The organism is Thalassotalea euphylliae (assembly GCF_003390395.1).
GTDB lineage: Bacteria > Pseudomonadota > Gammaproteobacteria > Enterobacterales > Alteromonadaceae > Thalassotalea_F > Thalassotalea_F euphylliae_C.
Genome location: NZ_QUOV01000001.1, coordinates 2646919 through 2666461, shown reverse-complemented (window position 1 = coordinate 2666461; position 19543 = coordinate 2646919). Strand labels below are relative to the sequence as shown.

Below are 19543 nucleotides of genomic sequence, written 5' to 3'. Positions count from 1 at the left end.
AAATGGCAGAAGTAACCATATCCGAACTTGCCAGCGAAGTCGGTACGCCGGTTGATACACTAATCAGTCAATTTGCTGAAACAGGTGTTACCAAAACGTCAAACGACACAGTAACCGAGCAAGAAAAAGAAGCGTTATTAACTCACCTGCGCAAGCAACACGGTGACGACAGCGACGCTCAGCCAAGCAAAATGACGCTTAGCCGCAAAAAGAAAACAACACTTTCTGTAGGTAGCGGCTCAAAAGCTAAACAAGTGCAAGTAGAAGTGCGTAAAACACGCACTTACGTGAAGCGCAGTGACTTAGAAGAGCAGCAACAAGCTGAAGCGGAAGCTAAAGCTGCTGAAGAAGCAAAGGCACAAGCAGAAGCGGAAGCTAAAGCAGCTGCTGAGGCAGAAGCAAAGGCTAAGGCAGATGCTGAAGCGAAAGCTAAAGTAGAAGCGGAAGAGAAAGCTAAGGCGAAAGCGGAAGCGGACGCTAAAGCAAAAGAAGCGGCACAAGCGAAAGCACAAGAAATTGAAGCGGCAAAAGCGTTAACGCCTGAGCAACAAGCAGAAGCTGATGAAGCTGAACGTATTCGTAAGCAACAAGAAGCTGAAGCAAAAGCAAAAGCGGAAGAAGAAGCGAAAGCGGCGGCAGAAGCGGCACGTAAGCTTGCTGAAGAAAATGAAGCGCGCTGGAAAGCGGAAGAAGAAGAGCGCAAGAAACACGAAAATGACGTGGTTCACGTAACATCTTCAGTTTACGCGCAAGAAGCAGAAGATAAAGTTGATGCTGAAGACGAAGGCGGTCGTCGTCGCAAGAAGAAGAAGCCACAAGATAGACCTGTAAGAGCGGGCAAAGGTAAGAAGAAAACCTTATCTGCACCACAAAGCTTAAAACATGGCTTCCAAAAACCAGCTGAAACGAAGCTACAAGATGTTCGCATCGGTGAAACGATTTCAGTTGCTGACCTTGCCAACAAAATGTCGGTAAAAGGCGCTGAAGTTGTTAAAGTCATGTTCAAAATGGGCGCTATGGCGACCATTAACCAAGTGATTGACCAAGAAACAGCCGCGCTTGTTGCTGAAGAAATGGGTCGCAACGTGGTTTTAGTGAAAGAGAATGCCTTAGAAGAAGCGGTATTATCTGATCGCGGTGACGCGGGTGAAGCTGAAAAACGTGCACCAGTTGTGACTATCATGGGTCACGTTGACCATGGTAAAACATCACTACTTGACTACATCCGTGAAGCAAAAGTTGCAGCAGGCGAAGCCGGTGGTATTACGCAACATATTGGTGCTTACCACGTAGATACTGATCAAGGTATGGTCACTTTCCTAGATACTCCGGGTCACGCCGCGTTTACGGCAATGCGTTCTCGTGGTGCAAAAGCTACTGATATCGTAATCATTGTTGTAGCTGCCGATGACGGTGTAATGCCACAAACGATTGAAGCTATTCAGCACGCGAAAGCAGCAGAAGCGCCAATTGTTATCGCTGTTAACAAAATGGATAAAGAAACTGCTGATCCAGATCGCGTTAAAACTGAGCTTTCTCAACACGACATTATCCCAGAAGATTGGGGTGGTGATGTGCAGTTCGTTCACGTTTCAGCGAAAACTGGTCTTGGTATCGACGAGCTATTGGATGCTGTATTGCTTCAAGCTGAAGTATTAGAGCTAACGGCTGTTGTTGATAAAATGGCAAATGGTGTTGTTGTTGAATCTAAGCTTGATAAAGGCCGTGGCCCAGTAGCTACTGTACTTGTTCAAGAAGGTACCTTGAAGCAAGGTGATATCGTACTTTGTGGTTTAGAGTATGGTCGTGTTCGTGCGATGCGCGATGAATTAGGTCGTCAAATCAAATCGGCTGGTCCTTCAATTCCAGTAGAGATTTTAGGTCTTTCTGGCGTTCCGCAATCAGGCGACGAAGCAACGGTTGTTAAAGATGAGAAGAAAGCACGTGAAGTTGCGCTTTACCGCCAAGGTAAATTCCGTGACGTGAAACTTGCTCGTCAGCAAAAAGCTAAACTTGAGAACATGTTCTCAGACATGGCAGAAGGCGATGTTTCTGAAGTTAACGTGGTACTTAAATCTGACGTTCAAGGTTCACTTGAAGCGATTTCTGATGCGCTTGTGAAGTTATCAACTGACGAAGTTAAAGTGAAAATCATCGGTTCTGGTGTGGGTGGTATCACAGAAACTGACGCATCACTTGCTGCAGCATCAAATGCTATCGTGGTTGGTTTCAACGTTCGTGCCGATGCATCTGCGCGTAAAGTGATTGAAGCAGAAGGCGTGGATTTACGTTACTACAGCGTTATCTACGACTTAATCGACGAAGTGAAACAAGCGATGAGTGGTTTACTTGCGCCAGAATTCAAGCAAGAAATCATTGGTCTTGCTGAAGTACGTGACGTGTTCAAGTCACCGAAGTTGGGTGCAATCGCTGGTTGTATGGTAACGGAAGGTATCATTAAGCGCAGCGCGCCAATTCGTGTACTACGTGAAAACGTGGTTATCTACGAAGGTGAACTTGAGTCACTACGCCGCTTTAAAGATGACGTACAAGAAGTTCGTAACGGTACTGAGTGTGGTATCGGTGTTAAGAACTACAATGACGTTAAAGTCGGTGACCAAATCGAAGTATTTGAAACCGTTGAAGTTAAGCGTACGCTATAATAGCGTCACTTAGCTAAATCATATTGTTAAATGGGGGCTTTGCCCCCGTTTTTTATCTCAGCTATTCTGTTTTTATAGCGGTTTCAATAACTGCCGTTTTGGCAACAGATTTGTGAATAGACAGTTGTGAATAGAGAGTTGAGAATTAACTAGGAGTTTTTATGAGCAGAGATTTTTCTCGTACCGATCGCGTTGCTCAACAAATTCAAAAAGAAGTAGCCACCATTATCCAGCGTGAAGTCAAAGATCCACGTTTAGGTATGGTGACGGTGAATGCCGTTGAAGTAACGCGCGATTTAGCCTACGCCAAAGTGTTTGTCACCTTCTTCACCCTTGAAGGGCAAGACGAAGAAGTATCGGTCAAAATTTTAAATGAAGCGGCTAGCTTTATTCGCACCTTGCTTGCCAAGCGAATTAAAGCGCGCATTATGCCAGAGCTTCGTTTTGAATATGATGCATCACTGGTTGAAGGTGTGCGCATGACTAACTTGGTTAACCAAGCGGTTGCTGAAGATCAACGCCGCGCTGGTGAAGATGCTACTGACGAGCAAAGCTCAGATGAAGGTGGGGAAGCATAACCCATGGCGAAACGCAGAAAAGGTCGTGCAGTTAACGGCATTGTACTGTTAGACAAGCCATTGGAGATCTCATCAAACAAGGCGTTGCAACAAGTTAGAGGGATTTACTTCGCACAAAAAGCAGGTCATACCGGTGCGCTTGACCCATTAGCAACAGGCATGCTGCCTATTTGTTTGGGGGAAGGGACTAAGTTTTCTCAGTTTTTATTAGATACTGACAAAACCTACATTGTTACTGCCAAGCTTGGTGTGCGCACCACCACCAGTGATGCGGACGGCGAAGTGGTGAGCACTAAGCCTGTTGACGTGACTGATGCGGATATTTTGATTGCGGTTGACAAGTTTCGCGGTAAGTCAAAGCAAATTCCGTCAATGTACTCGGCACTGAAATATCAAGGCCAACCACTTTATAAATATGCCCGTGAAGGTATTGAAGTGCCACGTGAAGCACGTGATATCGAAGTATTTCGTTTAGAAGTGCTTCGCATAGATGGCGATGAAATTGATATGGAGCTGCATGTATCAAAAGGCACGTATATTCGTACCATCGTTGATGACTTAGGCGAATTACTTGGCTGTGGCGCGCATGTCTCAATGTTGCGCCGCGTCAGTGTAGGCAGCTACCCACGGGATAAAATGGTGACCATTGAGCAGTTAGAAGAAAAGCTTCAGCAAGCTAAAACTGAGGGTGTTGCGCCATCAACTTATTTAGATGAGTTGTTGTTACCAATGGAAACCGCACTTGAAGGTATGCCTAAAGTTGAAGTTGACGACGCCTCTGTGGTTTACCTTCGCCACGGTAACCCTGTGCAAGCATCGGGTGCGCCGCTAGATGGCTTGGTACAAGTATTTACCGAGCAAGGTGAATTCTTGGGTGTTGGTTACATCAATGATGATGGCTTAGTCGCACCTAAACGCATAATTGTGCCAGCGGCAGAAGAATAAGCTGATAACTTTTGTAGCGAAGTGATTTAACTATTCCGGTTTAGCTAAGGCGATTTATCTGTGTCGGCTTCGCTATGGCAGTTAAACGCCTGGTTGCAAAAATAGGCGAGGGTGCTAGAATACGCGCTCTTTTGAACGTCTTGCTGATTTAGTGTTCGGCTTGACGCGATTTTTAACACTAAACTATATAAGGTATTTATTATGTCTTTATCAACTGAGCAAAAAGCAGCTATCGTTGCTGAATACGCAGTTAAAGAAGGTGACACTGGTTCTCCAGAAGTACAAGTTGCTTTGTTAACAACACAAATCAACCACCTACAAGGTCACTTCAAAGCGCACATCCATGATCACCACTCACGTCGTGGTTTATTACGCATGGTTAGCCAACGTCGTAAGCTTTTAGACTACTTAAAGCGTAAAGATGTTGAGCGTTACACTGCGCTTATCGGTAAATTAGGTTTACGTCGTTAATCGACGGCTTATTTGCCCATCAAATTCAAATGAGTTTGGTAAAAGAAAGGCGCTTCGGCGCCTTTTTTGATCTTTATTATTTGCTCATCGAACCTCTGCCATCATTCAACAATCCCAAACACCCACTTTTTGACTGCTCTGCCAACGTAAAATAGCGCCTAAATTCTCTTTAATAAACGCTATTGACGATGTAAATGTGACAATCTGGTTTTAATTGATTTAAGCGCTAGTAATAGCGATTGTTATCGCTATAATTAGCGGGCAAATTAAACGAAAGAAAACAGAGCTGACTTAAATAGGTAAGTTGGTGTCTTAAACTAAGGAATCTGTAAATGTTTACTCCGGTAACTAAAACATTTGAGTACGGTCAACATACCGTAACATTAGAAACGGGTGTTATTGCTCGTCAAGCAACAGCAGCAGTAATGGCTTCAATGGATGATACGTCAGTATTAGTATCTGTTGTTGCTAAAAAAGAGGCAGTAGAAGGTCAAGACTTCTTCCCTTTGACGGTAAATTATCAAGAAAAAACTTACGCTGCGGGTAAAATCCCTGGTGGTTTCTTTAAACGTGAAGGTCGTCCTTCTGAAGAAGAAACATTGATTGCACGTTTGATTGACCGTCCAATTCGTCCGTTATTCCCGGAAGGCTTCACGAACGAAGTACAGGTAATTATTACTGTTGTTTCTGCTAACCCAGAAATTTCACCTGACATTATTTCATTACTAGGTACATCTGCCGCATTAGCTATTACAGGTACACCTTTTAATGGTCCTGTAGGTGCTGCGCGTGTTGGTTATAAAGATGGCCAATATTTATTAAATCCACTTCAATCTGAATTGACAGAAAGCCAATTAGACTTAGTGGTAGCAGGTACCGACTCTGCCGTATTAATGGTTGAATCAGAAGCTGAAATTCTTTCTGAAGAGGTGATGTTAGGCGCTGTTGTATACGGTCACGAACAATCACAAAAAGCTATCGAAGCAATCAAAGAGTTTGCTGCCGAAGTAAATACGCCATCTTGGAACTGGGAAGCACCAGTGAAAAATGCAGAGCTTATCGCAAAAATCGACGAGCTAGCATCTGCCCAAGTAAACGAAGCTTACCAAATTACTGAAAAAGCTAAGCGTTACGAGCGTGTTGCTGAAATTCGCAACGAAGTAGTTGAAAATCTACTTGCTGAAGATGAAGCACTAAACGTTCAAGAAGCAAAAGATTTATTCCACGACTTAGAGAAAAATGTCGTACGTGGTCGTATCACGCAAGGTCACCCACGTATTGATGGTCGTGATCCAGAAATGATCCGTGCCCTAGATGTAATGACTGGCGTATTACCGCGTACTCACGGTAGTGCCGTATTCACACGTGGTGAAACTCAAGCACTAGTGACAGCAACACTTGGTACACAACGCGATGCACAGAAAGTTGAAACCATTCTTGGCGAAAAAACTGATAACTTCATGTTGCACTACAACTTCCCTCCGTACTCAGTAGGTGAAACTGGTTTTATCGGCTCTCCTAAGCGTCGTGAAATTGGTCACGGTCGACTAGCTAAGCGCGGTGTGTTAGCGGTTATGCCAACGGTTGAAGAATTCCCGTACGCAGTTCGCGTGGTATCAGAAATTACTGAGTCAAATGGTTCATCATCAATGGCTTCTGTATGTGGTACTTCATTAGCACTTATGGACGCTGGTGTTCCAATTAAGGCTTCTGTTGCTGGTATCGCAATGGGTCTTGTGAAAGAAGGTGACAACCACGTTGTACTTTCTGACATTCTTGGTGATGAAGATCACTTAGGTGATATGGACTTTAAAGTAGCAGGTACTTCTGAAGGTATCACTGCACTTCAAATGGACATCAAGATCGAAGGTATCACTCAAGATATTATGCAAACTGCGCTTAACCAAGCAAAAGCAGCGCGTATTCATATCTTAAGCGTAATGGACCAAGCGATAGATTCAGCACGTGACGATATCTCTGATTTCGCACCACGTATTCACACGATGAAAATCAGTGCTGACAAGATCCGCGAAGTTATCGGTAAAGGTGGCGCAACGATTCGTCAGCTTACTGAAGAAACCGGCACTACGATTGAAATCGAAGATGACGGTACCGTTAAGATTGCAGCGACTGATGCCGGCCAAGCAGAAGATGCAATTAGCCGCATTAAAGCGCTAACAGCTGAAATCGAAGTAGGTGAAATCTACACAGGTAAAGTTGTTCGTATCGTAGATTTCGGTGCGTTCGTTAACGTTTTACCAGGTAAAGACGGCTTAGTTCACATTTCTCAAATTTCAGAAGAGCGCGTAAATGCAGTAGCTGACGTGTTAACTGAAGGCCAAGAAGTGACAGTTAAAGTACTTGAAGTTGACCGTCAAGGTCGCGTGCGTTTAAGCATGAAAGAAGCTGCAGCTAAGCCTGCTGCTGAAGAAGCAACTGACGCGCCAAACGAAGAAGCTTAATCTTCACCTTTATTACTAAAAGCTAAACATTAGCAAACCAATAAGTTGGCTAGCTAATTTGGCTAAGAAAAAGGGAGCTATCAAGCTCCCTTTTTTATATACTCAAAAAGTTATTAATTACTCTTACAAAAAATCTAGATTCTTTGCCGTATAAATGTCATGTACTTGCGAACTTGATGGGTCATTTGCCTATTAAAATAGCAGCTGTTTTATTTTCTCTGGTATGAAATGTATAAACAAGATTTTGCAATCTAGGTTAGTGATAAGTTAACAGTAGGTATCTTTCTGAGTGAAAAAATTAGCTATTCTTGCGTTAACCACCAGCTTTCTGTTTATTCAGGGTTGTGCTTCAACTTCGCAATCAACATCAGCCGTTAATAACCTTGTTATTGCAGAGCCTTTACCAGTTAACTTCAAAAGCGAGATTGCACTTGCACGCTTAAGCGAAGTCATTCAACGTGCAGAAATCAGTGATGCTGAACGCGCTCAGCTTTATTACGACCGCGGCGTAATATACGACAGTGTAGGCTTAAGGAACCTAGCACGTTTAGACTTTAATCGCGCTTTGCGACTGAAACCAGATCTGGTTGATGCCTACAACTTCCTTGGTATTCATTTCACCCAAATGCAGGAATTTAACCAAGCCTATGATCAATTTGACTCCGCCATTGATTTGGCGCCGGAGCATGAATACGCATTTTTAAACCGTGGTATTGCGCTATATTACGGTGGCCGCGCAGAGCTGGCAGCAGACGATTTACAAGTATTTTTGAGCAAACAATCAAACGATCCTTACCGCATTCTTTGGTTATACATAGCCGAGCGCGCATATTCACCAGAACAAGCCGAAATTAACTTACGCGAACGCGCCCAGCGAGTTGGCGATCAAGTTTGGGCCAAACAAATTATTCAGCTTTATCTAGGTGAACTTTCACAGCGTCAGTTTATTGGGCAATTAACGCAGAATGTGTCTTCAAATAAAGCACTAACTGATAGGTTATGTGAAGCGTACTTTTATCTTGGCAAACACGCACAATTTAACGGTCAAAGCAAAGTTGCTTTAAACTTTTTCAAGTTGGCATTAAGCACTAATGTCTATGAATTTGTTGAGCACAGGTATGCCAAACTAGAGCTTGATCTTGTGAGACAAGGCGAGCAGTTTTAGCCGTTAAATGACTTACTACTGACTGTTTCTTTGTGTCGTATTATGTCGTATTTTAAAATATTAATAATCATGAGCTTGATGGCAATTGTGCCATCAAGCTCTTTTTCATTTTATGACTATTTTGATCGACTTACGCTAAACCAAGAGCCTGATATTACGCTGCAGACTTTTGCCTTGAAACAAAACCACTCAAAGGCACATTTTTTTAACTTTGCTAATAGTGATGAAGGCAGTGTTAGTTGGTTAAATAGTGGCGTGCGTTTAGCTAGGAATGACCCAATGATCAGCACCGATATTGGCAGCTGGCATTTGGCTCAAGGGCACTTCACGCAAGCAGAAAGATATTTAATGCAAGGCCATCTGCAAGGAATAGATGAAGCGACCGGTAAGCTCTTAGCGCTATGGCAGGAAAATGAAGAGCATAGCAAAATTAATGAGCTTGATGTGGGTGTTATTGCTAATTGGGATCTCGATATAGCAGCCGCCAAAGTAAATGGCCTAATGGCAACAGGCGAGCAAGCCAAGCTGACGCTACTCGCTGCTAAGTTCAGAGCTCAAACTCATTTACTGCCTTTGTATTATGAGCTGGTAGAGTTCAAGGTTATATCGCAGGCTGAGCCGTTGCCGCGTTTCAACGCTGATCTTGATCCAAGTAAATGCCCATTATCTATTACCTTATTGGCAAATCAGCTAGGTGACTTAAGGCGCTGGCAACAGCTTGCTAAAGAGTACCAAAAGTCAAACCTAAACCAATTCTTGTGCATTGCTGATGTTCGATACGTAAAGCCATTTACTGATGCCTGTGAGCTAGAAACAAAAACACCGATTCGCTGTAATGAAGCAAGGTTAGCTAGCGAATTAACATCACTGGCACATGTACCAAGTGATTACATTGCACTGATGCTCCCTAAAGGCGGCGCTAATGTTCACATGGGAATATTGTATTTGGATAGAGCAGATGATGGCAAAATCTTTACGCATGAAGTTGCACACTTGCTGGGGTTTGTAGATGAGTACAAACTCAAGCAAACACATCCAGTATGTCAATCAACTAATAGCGAATTAAGTTGGAATATCGCGACGGTAAGCACTAATACTGTATCTGAAGGTTATGTTTCATTGCAGCAATTAGAAAAATTGCCTTGGTACACACAAATTGCGCCAACGATTAGTGCTAATCAAGCTAATCAGGCCAAGCAAACCAACCTAACCAAGATTCCTGTGAATCAGGCATTAACTCCTGAAGGTGTGGGCGTCTTTGTTGCAGATACTTGTATGGAGAGTAAAAGCGTTACTGCGTTGAAGCCCTTACAGCGCAATACCATGATGAATAATCATGATTACCCTTTACCACCATTATATGTTCATTTGCTTGGCCAAAATCTGAGTAGGTTTAAAATGCCAAGTTATCACTATAATTTTGGCGTTGCGATGTATCGAGCAAAAAAGGGTAAGGAAGCGCTGAGCTGGTTAAACAAGGCTAGACATTAACACCAAATATGAATGTGAATGAACAGATGGTGTCGCTTTTATCTGCCAGCGATTTTACTAATAACAAGATTAGCGCTGGCTAACTTCTTTTTAATGTTAGAGATTCTGTGTTTTCGATAGCTTGATTATATTTAATCGTTCTAGTCGTATCTTTATTCGTGGTAGTGGGCTTTTTAGTTGAAGCAAGCAGACCGTCTCTTACTTCTGCTACAGGCCACATTGACTGGTTTAATTGAATATTTTCTGATTTACCCCATGTTATTTTATTCTGTTCTACCGAATCTCTAAACCAAGAGTAGAGCGTCATATTTATTATCCTTCTTTTATTGTCTAATAGGTATAGACTACAAATTGTGTAATTGACAACGAATGAACCGAATAATTGCTCTGTCGAATACAGATACTAAGGTATAATTGTGGAAGTTTTATGTAGGTAAAATGTCAAATTCTTGATGGCTGAATTCTCTCCCAAACAATTTCGTAAACAATTCCCACTGTTTTCATCAACCCCGTTAAATTCGTCAATGATTTACTTTGACAATGCCGCAACCACGCAAAAGCCGCTTGCAGTGATTGACGAAATTGGTGATTACTATCAAACGTCAAATGCCAATGTGCATCGTTCATCGCATCAATTAAGCGCGAAGGCTACTGCTAAGTTTGAAAAGGCTAGGGCAGTCGTAACGCAGTTTATAGGGGCAAAAAACGAAAAAGAAATTGTGTGGACTAAGGGCACTACAGAAGCGATCAATATTGTTGCACAGTGCTACGCTAGACCTCTGCTAACCAAACATGACGAAATTGTTGTGAGTTATGCTGAACATCACGCCAATATTGTGCCTTGGCAGCAAGTAGCAGAGCACACGGGCGCTAAGCTTAACGTATTGCCGCTAACGTCTTGCGGCCGCATCGATTTATCGAGCCTTGATAGTGTTATCAACAGCAACACTAAGCTTATTGCTATTAACATGATTTCAAACGTCACTGGCAAGCGAAATGCGATAGAAAGGATAATAGCCAAAGCGAAAGCAGTAGGTGCGAAAGTGCTTATCGATGGCGCGCAAGCGATAGCCCATGAACGCATTGATATACAGCAGCTTGATTGTGACTTTTTTGCCTTTTCAGCTCATAAAGTGTTTGGGCCGACGGGAGCGGGTGTGTTGTATGGCAAAGAGCAACTACTGACGGCAATGCCACCGTATCAGTTTGGTGGTGAGATGATCAAAAAAGTTAGTTTCAACGGCACTAGCTTTGCTGACTTACCTTTTAAGTTCGAAACAGGCACGCCAAATATTGCGGGCGTGCTTGGCTTAGCAAAAGCGCTAACGTTTACTAAACAATATCAAGCATCAATGGCTATCTATGAGCAACAGCTAATTGACTACACCCATAGCCAGTTAAAAACGATACCTCAAATAAAGTTTTTATTTGATGAGAAACCAGATATTCCAATTTTCTCTTTTGTCATTGAAGGAGAGCATAATCACGATGTAGCTGCCTACCTAGATACGCAAAACATTGCTATACGAGCAGGTCACCACTGCGCGATGCCATTGATGGAATACCTAGGTCAAACAGGGTGTCTACGCGTATCTCTTGCTCCCTATAACCTAAAAAGTGAAGTAGATAGCTTAGTACTAGCGCTAAAACGCTTCCTATCAGATGGTGAAGAGCAAATAAGTATTCAGAAGAAAATTATTGAAGATCAGTCGGCTACTCTTAATAACCCTTTTGATAAAATAGCTAAGCAGTTTGCTAACGCGAAAGGCTGGGACGGTCGACATCGTGAAATCATGTTACTCAGCAAACAACTCGAACGTTTACCTAAAGATGAACGTAATAGCGATTTCCTAGTGCAAGGTTGCGAGAGCGATGTTTGGCTTAAAGCCAACAAAGACGATAGCGGAATATGGCAATTCCAAACTGACTGTGACGCGAAAGTTATTCGCGGTTTGCTGGTCATTGTGTTGGCTATTTTCAATCATCAACACAGTGAGAAAATCGCGACAATTGATGTTGAATCATACTTTGACGAACTTGGCCTGATTCAACACTTAAGCCCATCACGCGGGAACGGGCTAAGGGCAATCGTTGAGCGTATTAAAACGCTAGTGAGCGAAAATTGACTTAGCTATTAGCAGGCTGAGCTTTTTCTGTTTAATGTATTTAATATGGTCGATTGAATAATCAACTGAACCCATTTGATAGGCTCAGTTGATAGTCATCAAATAAGTGGGCTGGCTTATTTAAGGTTAAGCTTTCGTTTAAGTAGTTTATCGATCGCCTTGCCTACCGCAAAAAAACCGAAGCTAGCAGTAACATGAGTAGCCGCGCCAAAACCGCCACTGCAGTCTAAACGCATGGCTCCGTCTTGGCTTTGTTTGGCATGGCAAACATTGCCATCGGCATCAGGGTAAACCAGTTGCTGGGTTGAAAAAACAGCGTCAATGCTGAATTTACGTTTAGTGTTTCGCGAAAAGTTATAATCGCGGCGTAATAAGTTTCGCACCTTAGCAAGCAGCGGATCTTGATAGGTTTGACTTAGATCGGCAATCGCAATATGTGTCGGGTCAGTTTGACCGCCAGCGCCACCAACCGTAATCATAGGAATTTTTTGACGCTTACAATGCGCGATAAGTGAGGCTTTTACTTGCACAGAATCAATAGCGTCGAATACATAATCAAAACCTGAGGTGATAAGCTCTCTAGTATTCTCTAGTGTGATAAAGTCTTCGACTTCGGTGACGTTGCAGTCTGGGTTGATTTGTTTGATGCGCCCAGCCATCGTTTCAACTTTGCTTTCACCCACGGTGTCAGTTAATGCATGGATCTGACGGTTAATGTTGGTTACGCAGATATCATCTAGGTCAATTAAGGTGATATGACCAAAGCCAGAACGAGCAAGTGCTTCAGCAATCCATGAACCTACGCCGCCGATACCAATAACACAAACCGAGGCATTCTTAATCACTGCTGCGCCTTGAACCCCATACAGTCGCTCAATTCCGCCAAACCTAAGCTGATAATCTGACATACAACTAAATTAACCCAAAGTAAAAAGGCGCGTATTATAGCAAGAACTATCGGCTAAATTGCAATTGCTTTGCACAACGTGGCTACTTATTGTTGCTAATCTGGCTTAACTTAATTTGGGTTAACTTAATTTGGGTTAACTCAGATCTGGATTAAAAGTCTTAGGCTATTGGTTTTGGGCAGGTAGCGTTACGATAAACCTAGTGTATAGCTCTTGTTCAATTTCGTATTGAATTTGACCGCCTTGGGCTTCGGTCATTAACTTTGCTGAGTACGCACCAAGCCCTGAGCCTTGTTTGATATTACCTGACACATATTTATCAAATAGGTTGTTGCGCAATGATTCTGGTATTACGCCAAGGTTTTTACAAGAGAAAACCAAGGTGTCGTTGTCATCGGTTAGTTCAATCGAAATTTCAGAGCCGACGGGAGCAGCTTCTACGGCATTTTTAATCAAGTTGCTAAAAACAGACAGGCATAGCAGTGGCTCAATACTCGCCTGACGTTTACTGTGGTTGTTGAAAACCAGTTTGATTTGCTTATTTTCAGCCTCTAATTGGCAGCCTGAAATAGCATCTTGAATCAAAGGTTCAATAGAAGTCGCAACAGGTGAAAATTGATAGATACCTTGTTCTATTTTATACAGCTCCAACGAGAGGTTAATCATTCCTATCACGTTATTAACTGTAGATTTTATTGCGCTTGCCAATGGCTTATCGGTTATTTTTCCTGCGTGGAATAGAATGCTGGCGAGCGGTGCCTTCAAGTCGTGCTGGGTGATTTTTTCAATATCTTCGCGTAATTGCGCGGTTTCTTCTAATTGATTGACCTGTCGAGCGAGCTTTTCCTGATTATGTTTCAACGTAATATGTGTATTGACACGTGCTAGCAAGATTTCACCTTGTAGAGGTTTGGTAATGTAATCTACCGCGCCAGCCGCAAAACCTTTGGTAATGTCTTCCACTTGGGATTTCGCTGTTAAGAAAATAACTGGGATATGGGCTGTTTCTGAATCATTTTTAATCGCACTACAAACTTGGTAGCCATCCATTTCGGGCATCATGATATCAAGTAAAACAAGGTCAATTTTCCCGCGTTGTTTGGCGAGAATATTTAATGCTTGCTTGCCATTTTTCGCGGCAACAACGCGATACCTGTTTTTGAGGATACCCGCAGCAACTTCAATATTGCTTGATTCGTCGTCAACAATCAGCACTGAGCCACCTGTTTCGGCTTTCTCTTCGGATGTTAGGCGGATGTCTTGTTGCTGATGATGCTCAAAACATGCTGAATTTGTTAGCTGATGTAGCGTGGTGCATAGGTTATGTCGATCAAACGGTTTGGCGAGAGTTGTCGCATCAAGATCTGGTCGTTGCTCTAACGCTATTTTGGTAGCAGGCTCTCGATATAGCACTAGACGTGGCGCTTTAGTTGTCCGCACAGGTTGGCTAGATTGCTCTGAATGAATAGTACCTTGAGCATTTTCCAAAACTTGAATTTCTTCCAGTAACCTAACTGGCGTGAAATCAGCTAAGTTGTCTCCAATGATCAGCAAATCAACCGGCTGCATGGTCATCAATTCAAGTGCATCTTGGCCATTTTCAACAAACGCAATTGCTGACCTATCAAAGTTGCAACCAATTAATATTTTGGCAATGGCTTCTCTGGCAAGTCTGCTGTCATCAATTATTAGTACGTGCTTCAAGTTTGCGTGACCATAAAGTAAACACCCGTAATATCAAGAATATAAAAGAACCGTTCATTTGTATAGATGGCGGGCTTAGATGGCTTGTATTCGGTAAGGCTAAAACTAAAAAAGCAGCCCGTAAAGGCTGCTTTTTAATCAACACTATATAAAGCAGAGATTATCTGTTTTTAAGTGGTGTAAATTCACGGTTGATTTCGCCAGTGTATTTTTGACGAGGACGACCGATTTTTTGACCTGGTTGAGATAGCATCTCATCCCAATGTGCACACCAACCGACAGTACGAGACATCGCGAAGATTACTGTGAACATACTTGTTGGGATACCAATCGCTTTAAGAATGATACCTGAGTAGAAGTCTACATTCGGGTATAGCTTCTTCTCGATGAAGTATGGGTCTTCTAATGCTACTTTTTCTAGTGCCATTGCAACGTCAAGAAGCGGATCATTAACACCAAGCTCTTCTAACACTTCGTGACATGTTTCACGCATTACTGTTGCACGTGGGTCGAAGTTTTTGTATACGCGGTGACCGAAGCCCATTAAGCGGAACGGGTCTTCTTTGTCTTTTGCTTTTGCAACAAACTCGTCCACACGAGATACATCGCCAATTTCTTCTAACATGTTCAAACATGCTTCGTTAGCACCACCGTGTGCAGGGCCCCATAAAGATGCAACACCAGCAGCAATACATGCGTAAGGGTTAGCACCAGAAGAACCTGCTAAACGTACAGTTGATGTTGAAGCGTTTTGCTCATGGTCAGCGTGAAGGGTAAAGATACGGTCCATTGCTTTAGCAAGCGTTGGGCTAACCTTGTACTCTTCTGCAGGCACAGAGAACATCATGTGTAAGAAGTTCTCAGCAAAAGTTAAGTCGTTACGTGGGTAAACGAACGGTTGACCAATGCTGTACTTGTAAGCCATCGCAGCAATTGTAGGCATTTTAGCAATTAAGCGATGTGAACAACGCATGCGTTGTTCGTGATCAGTAATGTCTAAATCACTGTGGTAGAAAGACGACATTGCACCAACCACACCACATAGCATTGCCATTGGGTGAGCGTCAGGCAAGAAGCCTTGGAAGAAGTGAGCTAGTTTCTCGTGCACCATAGTGTGGTTTGTAATGATGTTTTTGAATTCATCATACTGTTCAGCCGTAGGTGCTTGACCATTTAACAAGATGTAGCAAACTTCTAAGTAGTCTGCTTCTTTTGCTAATGCGTCAATTGGGTAACCGCGGTGTTGTAATACACCTTTGCCACCGTCGATAAAAGTAATCGCTGATTCACAAGAAGCAGTTGCTAAGAAACCAGGGTCATAGGTGAAGTAGCCAGAAGCACCTAGAGTGCGGATGTCGATTACGTCGTTGCCTGCCGTGCCAGATACCACTGGTAGTTCAGCAACTTCTTTACCATCAATACTAAGAGAGGCTTTAATATCAGCCATATGTTTTATCCCCTATATTTTTTTACTTACTGCATAACTATGACTAGTTAGTCAGTTTTTCTGAATATAAAACTGCGGGTATTCTACTGCAAAGTCACCCCATAAAGTCAATTCAAATGTGTGTTTGAATTTACGAAATTGATAGATAAATAGCTCATTCGCTTAAAAAGTATACGCAACTCGTTAAAATCGAACGGAAATTGTAATTCCCAAAGTTCAACTATATAATCAGTCTGATCTTCATCTGTTTGGAGATGCATTCGTATGCATCTGTAAACGGATGTAGATCACTGGGGGGTTGCTCATAAACAGAATTTCATGAGTAACAATAAAAAAGTTGAAGGCTCCAAGAGCACTTTAGGCATCAATCGTGAAAAAAGAACGTCCTGTAAACCTTGACCTGACTACAATTAAGATGCACCCAGCAGCGAAAGCGTCAATTCTGCACCGTATTTCTGGTGTGGCGATGATCTTTGCTATTGGTATCTTGTTGTGGACACTATCATTATCCTTATCTTCCGCTGAAGAATTTACGCAAGTTAAAGCTATGCTTGATGGCGTGTTCTTTAAATTAATTATGTTAGGCATTGCCGCTGCAATCATCTATCACTTACTAGGTGGTATCCGCCACTTATTGATGGACATGGGCCACTTTGAAGAGAAAGTGTCTGGCAACACTAGTGCTAAATTTATCATTGCGCTATGGGTAGTACTAACCGCAGTAGTGGGAGTTTGGTTATGGTAAATAATGTAGCAACTGTAGGCCGTAGCGGCGTACATGACTTTATTCTTCTAAGAGCTAGCGCTGTTGTATTAGCAGCTTTTGTACTATTTATTGCTGGCTTTTTTGCATTCACTCCTGAAATAACGTTTGAAATCTGGCATGGCTTATTCGCTAACCTAGCGATGAAAGTATTTACCTTAGTGTCATTATTTGCACTACTTATTCACGCTTGGATTGGTATTTGGCAAGTTTTGTCTGACTACATCAAAGCAACTTTCCTACGTGGTGTATTGCAATTTGTTTTCTCTGTAACCTTGCTAACTTACTTCGTAGCAGGTTTCTTAATTGTATGGGGTGTGTAAGTGAGCATTTCAGTTCGTGAATTTGACGCCATTGTAATTGGCGCTGGCGGTGCTGGTATGCGTGCCGCATTAGCCATTTCTGAATCAGGTCAAAGCTGTGCTTTGATTTCTAAAGTTTTTCCTACTCGTTCTCACACAGTATCTGCACAAGGTGGTATTACTGTAGCGTTGGGCAACGCACACGAGGACAACTGGGAATTCCACATGTATGACACCGTTAAAGGTTCAGATTACATTGGTGACCAAGACGCAATCGAATACATGTGTAAAACCGGCCCAGAAGCCATTATTGAAATGGAGAACATGGGTTTACCTTTCTCTCGTTTTGAAAATGGTAAGGTTTACCAACGTCCATTCGGTGGTCAATCTAAGAATTTTGGTGGTGAACAAGCTGCTCGTACTGCAGCGGCGGCTGACCGTACAGGTCACGCACTTCTTCACTGCTTGTACCAACAAAACGTTAAAAACAAAACAAACGTTTTTTCAGAGTGGTACGCATTAGATATCGTTAAGAACAGTGAAGGTACCGTTGTAGGTGCTACCGCTATCGATATCGAATCTGGCGAAGTATGTTACTTCAAAGCTCGCGCAACTGTACTCGCTACGGGTGGTGCAGGCCGTATCTTCGCATCAACGACTAATGCGCACATCAACACAGGTGATGGTGTTGGTATGTCACTTCGTGCTGGCGTTCAAATGCAAGACATGGAAATGTGGCAATTCCATCCAACAGGTATTGCAGGTGCTGGTACGCTAGTAACTGAAGGTTGTCGTGGTGAAGGTGGTTACCTTCTAAACAAAGACGGCGAGCGTTTTATGGAACGTTATGCACCTAACGCTAAAGATTTAGCGGGTCGTGACGTTGTTGCTCGTTCAATGATGACTGAAATCCGTGAAGGTCGTGGTTGTGACCACCCTCAATACGGTCCACACATCAAGCTTAAGCTAGACCATTTAGGTCGTGAAACGCTTATGCAACGCTTACCTGGTGTATGTGAACTTTCAGAAACGTTTGCTCACGTTCACCCTGCTGATGAGCCTATTCCTGTTATTCCAACGTGTCACTACCAAATGGGTGGTGTACCTTGTAACGTTAATGGTCAAGCAATTCACTTCAACCCAGAAACTGGCGAAGACACTATCATTGAAGGTTTATTCGCTGTTGGTGAAATTGCTAACGTATCTGTTCACGGTGCAAACCGCTTAGGTGGTAACTCACTGCTTGATTTGGTTGTATTTGGTCGTGCAGCGGGTAACTTCCTAGGTGAATACCTAGCTGGTACTCAAACGGCAAAAGAAGCGACAGAAAGTGATCTTGAAACTTCTTTAGCAAGGTATAACCGTTGGGAATCTTCTACTAGCGGTGAAGACCCAGTTCAAATCCGCAAAGATTTACAACAATGTATGCAGATGAACTTCTCTGTATTCCGCGAAGGTGAAGCAATGGCGGAAGGTATGAAAGAACTAACGGAAATCCGTGAACGTCTGAAAAATGCCCACCTAGCTGACAAGTCTCGTGAGTTCAATACTGATCGTATCGAATGTTTAGAGCTTGATAACCTAATGGAAACAGCATACTGTACGGCAAAAGCTGCAAACTACCGTACCGAATCGCGCGGCGCTCACTCACGTGAAGATTTCTTAGACCGTGATGATGAAAACTGGTTATGTCACACTATTTACACGCCAGAGACTGAAGACATGTCTAAGCGTGATGTGAATATGAAACCTGTTCACCGCGAAGCATTCCCACCGAAAGTTCGTACCTACTAAGGAGCATAACGATGAAACAAATTTTTTCGATTTACCGTTACAATCCTGATGTTGACAACGCACCATACATGAAAGAATACGAGCTGGAAATTCCAGAAGGCTCAGATATGATGGTGTTAGATGCGTTAATCTTGTTGAAAGAGCAAGATTCAACATTATCTTTCCGTCGTTCATGTCGTGAAGGTGTTTGTGGCTCAGACGGTTTAAACATGAATGGTAAAAATGGTTTGGCGTGTATTACGCCATTGTCTGCAGTTAAAGCAAACAAAATCGTATTACGCCCACTGCCAGGTTTACCAGTTGTACGCGACTTAGTTATTGATATGACGCAGTTCTACAGTCAATATGAAAAAATTAAGCCGTACCTAATTAACGATGGTAAAGAGCAACCAGCGCGTGAACACTTACAATCTATCGAAGAGCGTGAGCACTTAGATGGTTTATACGAGTGTATTTTATGTGCATGTTGTTCAACGTCTTGTCCATCATTCTGGTGGAACCCAGACAAGTTTATCGGCCCTGCAGGTCTTCTACATGCATACCGCTTCTTAATTGATAGCCGTGATACTGCGACAGAAGAGCGTTTGGACGGATTACAGGATGCTTACAGCGTATTCCGCTGTCACGGCATCATGAACTGTGTTGACGTTTGTCCGAAAGGATTAAACCCAACCAAAGCTATTGGCCATATCAAGTCAATGCTTTTACAAAGAGCCGTTTAATC

16 protein-coding genes are annotated in these 19543 nt (G+C 42.8%); 12 read left to right on the top strand and 4 right to left on the bottom strand.

Annotated elements, in window-relative coordinates; translation table 11 throughout:
* Positions 1-2: 2 nt before the first annotated feature.
* The 7 genes from infB to DXX92_RS11855 all read left to right on the top strand — a co-directional run bounded on the left by infB (position 3) and on the right by DXX92_RS11855 (position 9775).
* On the top strand, positions 3-2663 hold the full coding sequence (gene infB / locus DXX92_RS11885; protein WP_116000639.1) for a translation initiation factor IF-2: 2661 nt from the start codon (positions 3-5) through the stop codon (positions 2661-2663).
* 161 nt (positions 2664-2824) lie between these two features.
* Positions 2825-3241 carry a 30S ribosome-binding factor RbfA gene (rbfA, locus tag DXX92_RS11880; protein WP_116000638.1) on the top strand — a complete coding sequence of 139 codons (417 nt, stop codon included), beginning with the start codon at positions 2825-2827 and terminating at the stop codon, positions 3239-3241.
* Between the two features lie 3 nt (positions 3242-3244).
* Positions 3245-4186, top strand: coding sequence for a tRNA pseudouridine(55) synthase TruB (gene truB / locus DXX92_RS11875; RefSeq protein WP_116000637.1), 942 nt, complete (start codon positions 3245-3247; stop codon positions 4184-4186).
* Positions 4187-4387: 201 nt separating this feature from the next.
* Positions 4388-4657: a 30S ribosomal protein S15 gene (gene rpsO / locus DXX92_RS11870; protein ID WP_116000636.1), complete on the top strand. Its 270-nt coding sequence runs from the start codon at positions 4388-4390 to the stop codon at positions 4655-4657.
* A 332-nt stretch (positions 4658-4989) separates the two neighbouring features.
* Positions 4990-7119 (top strand): polyribonucleotide nucleotidyltransferase, encoded by a 2130-nt coding sequence (pnp, locus tag DXX92_RS11865; protein ID WP_116000635.1) that lies wholly within the window; start codon positions 4990-4992, stop codon positions 7117-7119.
* A gap of 289 nt (positions 7120-7408) precedes the next feature.
* Positions 7409-8284 (top strand): lipoprotein NlpI, encoded by an 876-nt coding sequence (gene nlpI, locus DXX92_RS11860; protein WP_116000634.1) that lies wholly within the window; start codon positions 7409-7411, stop codon positions 8282-8284.
* A gap of 42 nt (positions 8285-8326) precedes the next feature.
* Complete coding sequence (locus DXX92_RS11855) at positions 8327-9775, top strand: hypothetical protein (RefSeq protein ID WP_147301959.1); 1449 nt, start codon at positions 8327-8329, stop codon at positions 9773-9775.
* A 79-nt stretch (positions 9776-9854) separates the two neighbouring features.
* On the opposite strand, the gene DXX92_RS11850 is transcribed toward DXX92_RS11855, so the two are convergent.
* Positions 9855-10082, bottom strand: a complete 228-nt coding sequence (locus DXX92_RS11850; protein WP_116000632.1) for a hypothetical protein — start codon at positions 10080-10082, stop codon at positions 9855-9857.
* 145 nt (positions 10083-10227) lie between these two features.
* Here DXX92_RS11850 and DXX92_RS11845 point away from each other — a divergent pair, with 145 nt between their 5' ends.
* Positions 10228-11901, top strand: a complete 1674-nt coding sequence (locus DXX92_RS11845) for a SufS family cysteine desulfurase (RefSeq protein ID WP_116000631.1) — start codon at positions 10228-10230, stop codon at positions 11899-11901.
* Positions 11902-12017: 116 nt separating this feature from the next.
* Here DXX92_RS11845 and tcdA read toward each other — a convergent pair whose 3' ends face one another.
* The 3 genes from tcdA to DXX92_RS11830 form a co-directional block, all read right to left on the bottom strand.
* Positions 12018-12809: a tRNA cyclic N6-threonylcarbamoyladenosine(37) synthase TcdA gene (gene tcdA, locus DXX92_RS11840; RefSeq protein WP_116000630.1), complete on the bottom strand. Its 792-nt coding sequence runs from the start codon at positions 12807-12809 to the stop codon at positions 12018-12020.
* A 165-nt stretch (positions 12810-12974) separates the two neighbouring features.
* A complete protein-coding gene (locus DXX92_RS11835; protein ID WP_116000629.1) occupies positions 12975-14513 on the bottom strand; it encodes an ATP-binding response regulator in 1539 nt (512 codons plus the stop codon).
* Between the two features lie 160 nt (positions 14514-14673).
* A complete protein-coding gene (locus tag DXX92_RS11830) occupies positions 14674-15960 on the bottom strand; it encodes a citrate synthase (protein ID WP_116000628.1) in 1287 nt (428 codons plus the stop codon).
* A gap of 370 nt (positions 15961-16330) precedes the next feature.
* Here DXX92_RS11830 and sdhC point away from each other — a divergent pair, with 370 nt between their 5' ends.
* The 4 genes from sdhC to DXX92_RS11810 are packed head-to-tail and all read left to right on the top strand — an operon-like array spanning position 16331 to position 19541.
* Complete coding sequence (gene sdhC, locus DXX92_RS11825) at positions 16331-16705, top strand: succinate dehydrogenase, cytochrome b556 subunit (protein ID WP_116000627.1); 375 nt, start codon at positions 16331-16333, stop codon at positions 16703-16705.
* On the top strand, positions 16699-17046 hold the full coding sequence (sdhD, locus tag DXX92_RS11820; RefSeq protein WP_116000626.1) for a succinate dehydrogenase, hydrophobic membrane anchor protein: 348 nt from the start codon (positions 16699-16701) through the stop codon (positions 17044-17046). Before sdhC ends, sdhD begins: the two co-directional genes overlap by 7 nt.
* Entirely contained in the window at positions 17047-18819 is a 1773-nt protein-coding gene (gene sdhA / locus DXX92_RS11815; protein WP_116000625.1) for a succinate dehydrogenase flavoprotein subunit, read from the top strand.
* 11 nt (positions 18820-18830) lie between these two features.
* Complete coding sequence (locus DXX92_RS11810; protein ID WP_116000624.1) at positions 18831-19541, top strand: succinate dehydrogenase iron-sulfur subunit; 711 nt, start codon at positions 18831-18833, stop codon at positions 19539-19541.
* Positions 19542-19543 lie beyond the last annotated feature (2 nt).

Bases quoted from the DNA above. Each gene is read 5' to 3' on its own strand.
- infB (WP_116000639.1), top strand. From the start codon at position 3: ATGGCAGAAGTAACCATATCCGAACTTGCCAGCGAAGTCGGTACGCCG.
- rbfA (WP_116000638.1), top strand. From the start codon at position 2,825: ATGAGCAGAGATTTTTCTCGTACCGATCGCGTTGCTCAACAAATTCAA.
- truB (WP_116000637.1), top strand. From the start codon at position 3,245: ATGGCGAAACGCAGAAAAGGTCGTGCAGTTAACGGCATTGTACTGTTA.
- rpsO (WP_116000636.1), top strand. From the start codon at position 4,388: ATGTCTTTATCAACTGAGCAAAAAGCAGCTATCGTTGCTGAATACGCA.
- pnp (WP_116000635.1), top strand. From the start codon at position 4,990: ATGTTTACTCCGGTAACTAAAACATTTGAGTACGGTCAACATACCGTA.
- DXX92_RS11855 (WP_147301959.1), top strand. From the start codon at position 8,327: ATGTCGTATTTTAAAATATTAATAATCATGAGCTTGATGGCAATTGTG.
- DXX92_RS11850 (WP_116000632.1), bottom strand. From the start codon at position 10,082: ATGACGCTCTACTCTTGGTTTAGAGATTCGGTAGAACAGAATAAAATA.
- DXX92_RS11845 (WP_116000631.1), top strand. From the start codon at position 10,228: ATGGCTGAATTCTCTCCCAAACAATTTCGTAAACAATTCCCACTGTTT.
- tcdA (WP_116000630.1), bottom strand. From the start codon at position 12,809: ATGTCAGATTATCAGCTTAGGTTTGGCGGAATTGAGCGACTGTATGGG.
- DXX92_RS11830 (WP_116000628.1), bottom strand. From the start codon at position 15,960: ATGGCTGATATTAAAGCCTCTCTTAGTATTGATGGTAAAGAAGTTGCT.
- sdhD (WP_116000626.1), top strand. From the start codon at position 16,699: ATGGTAAATAATGTAGCAACTGTAGGCCGTAGCGGCGTACATGACTTT.
- DXX92_RS11810 (WP_116000624.1), top strand. From the start codon at position 18,831: ATGAAACAAATTTTTTCGATTTACCGTTACAATCCTGATGTTGACAAC.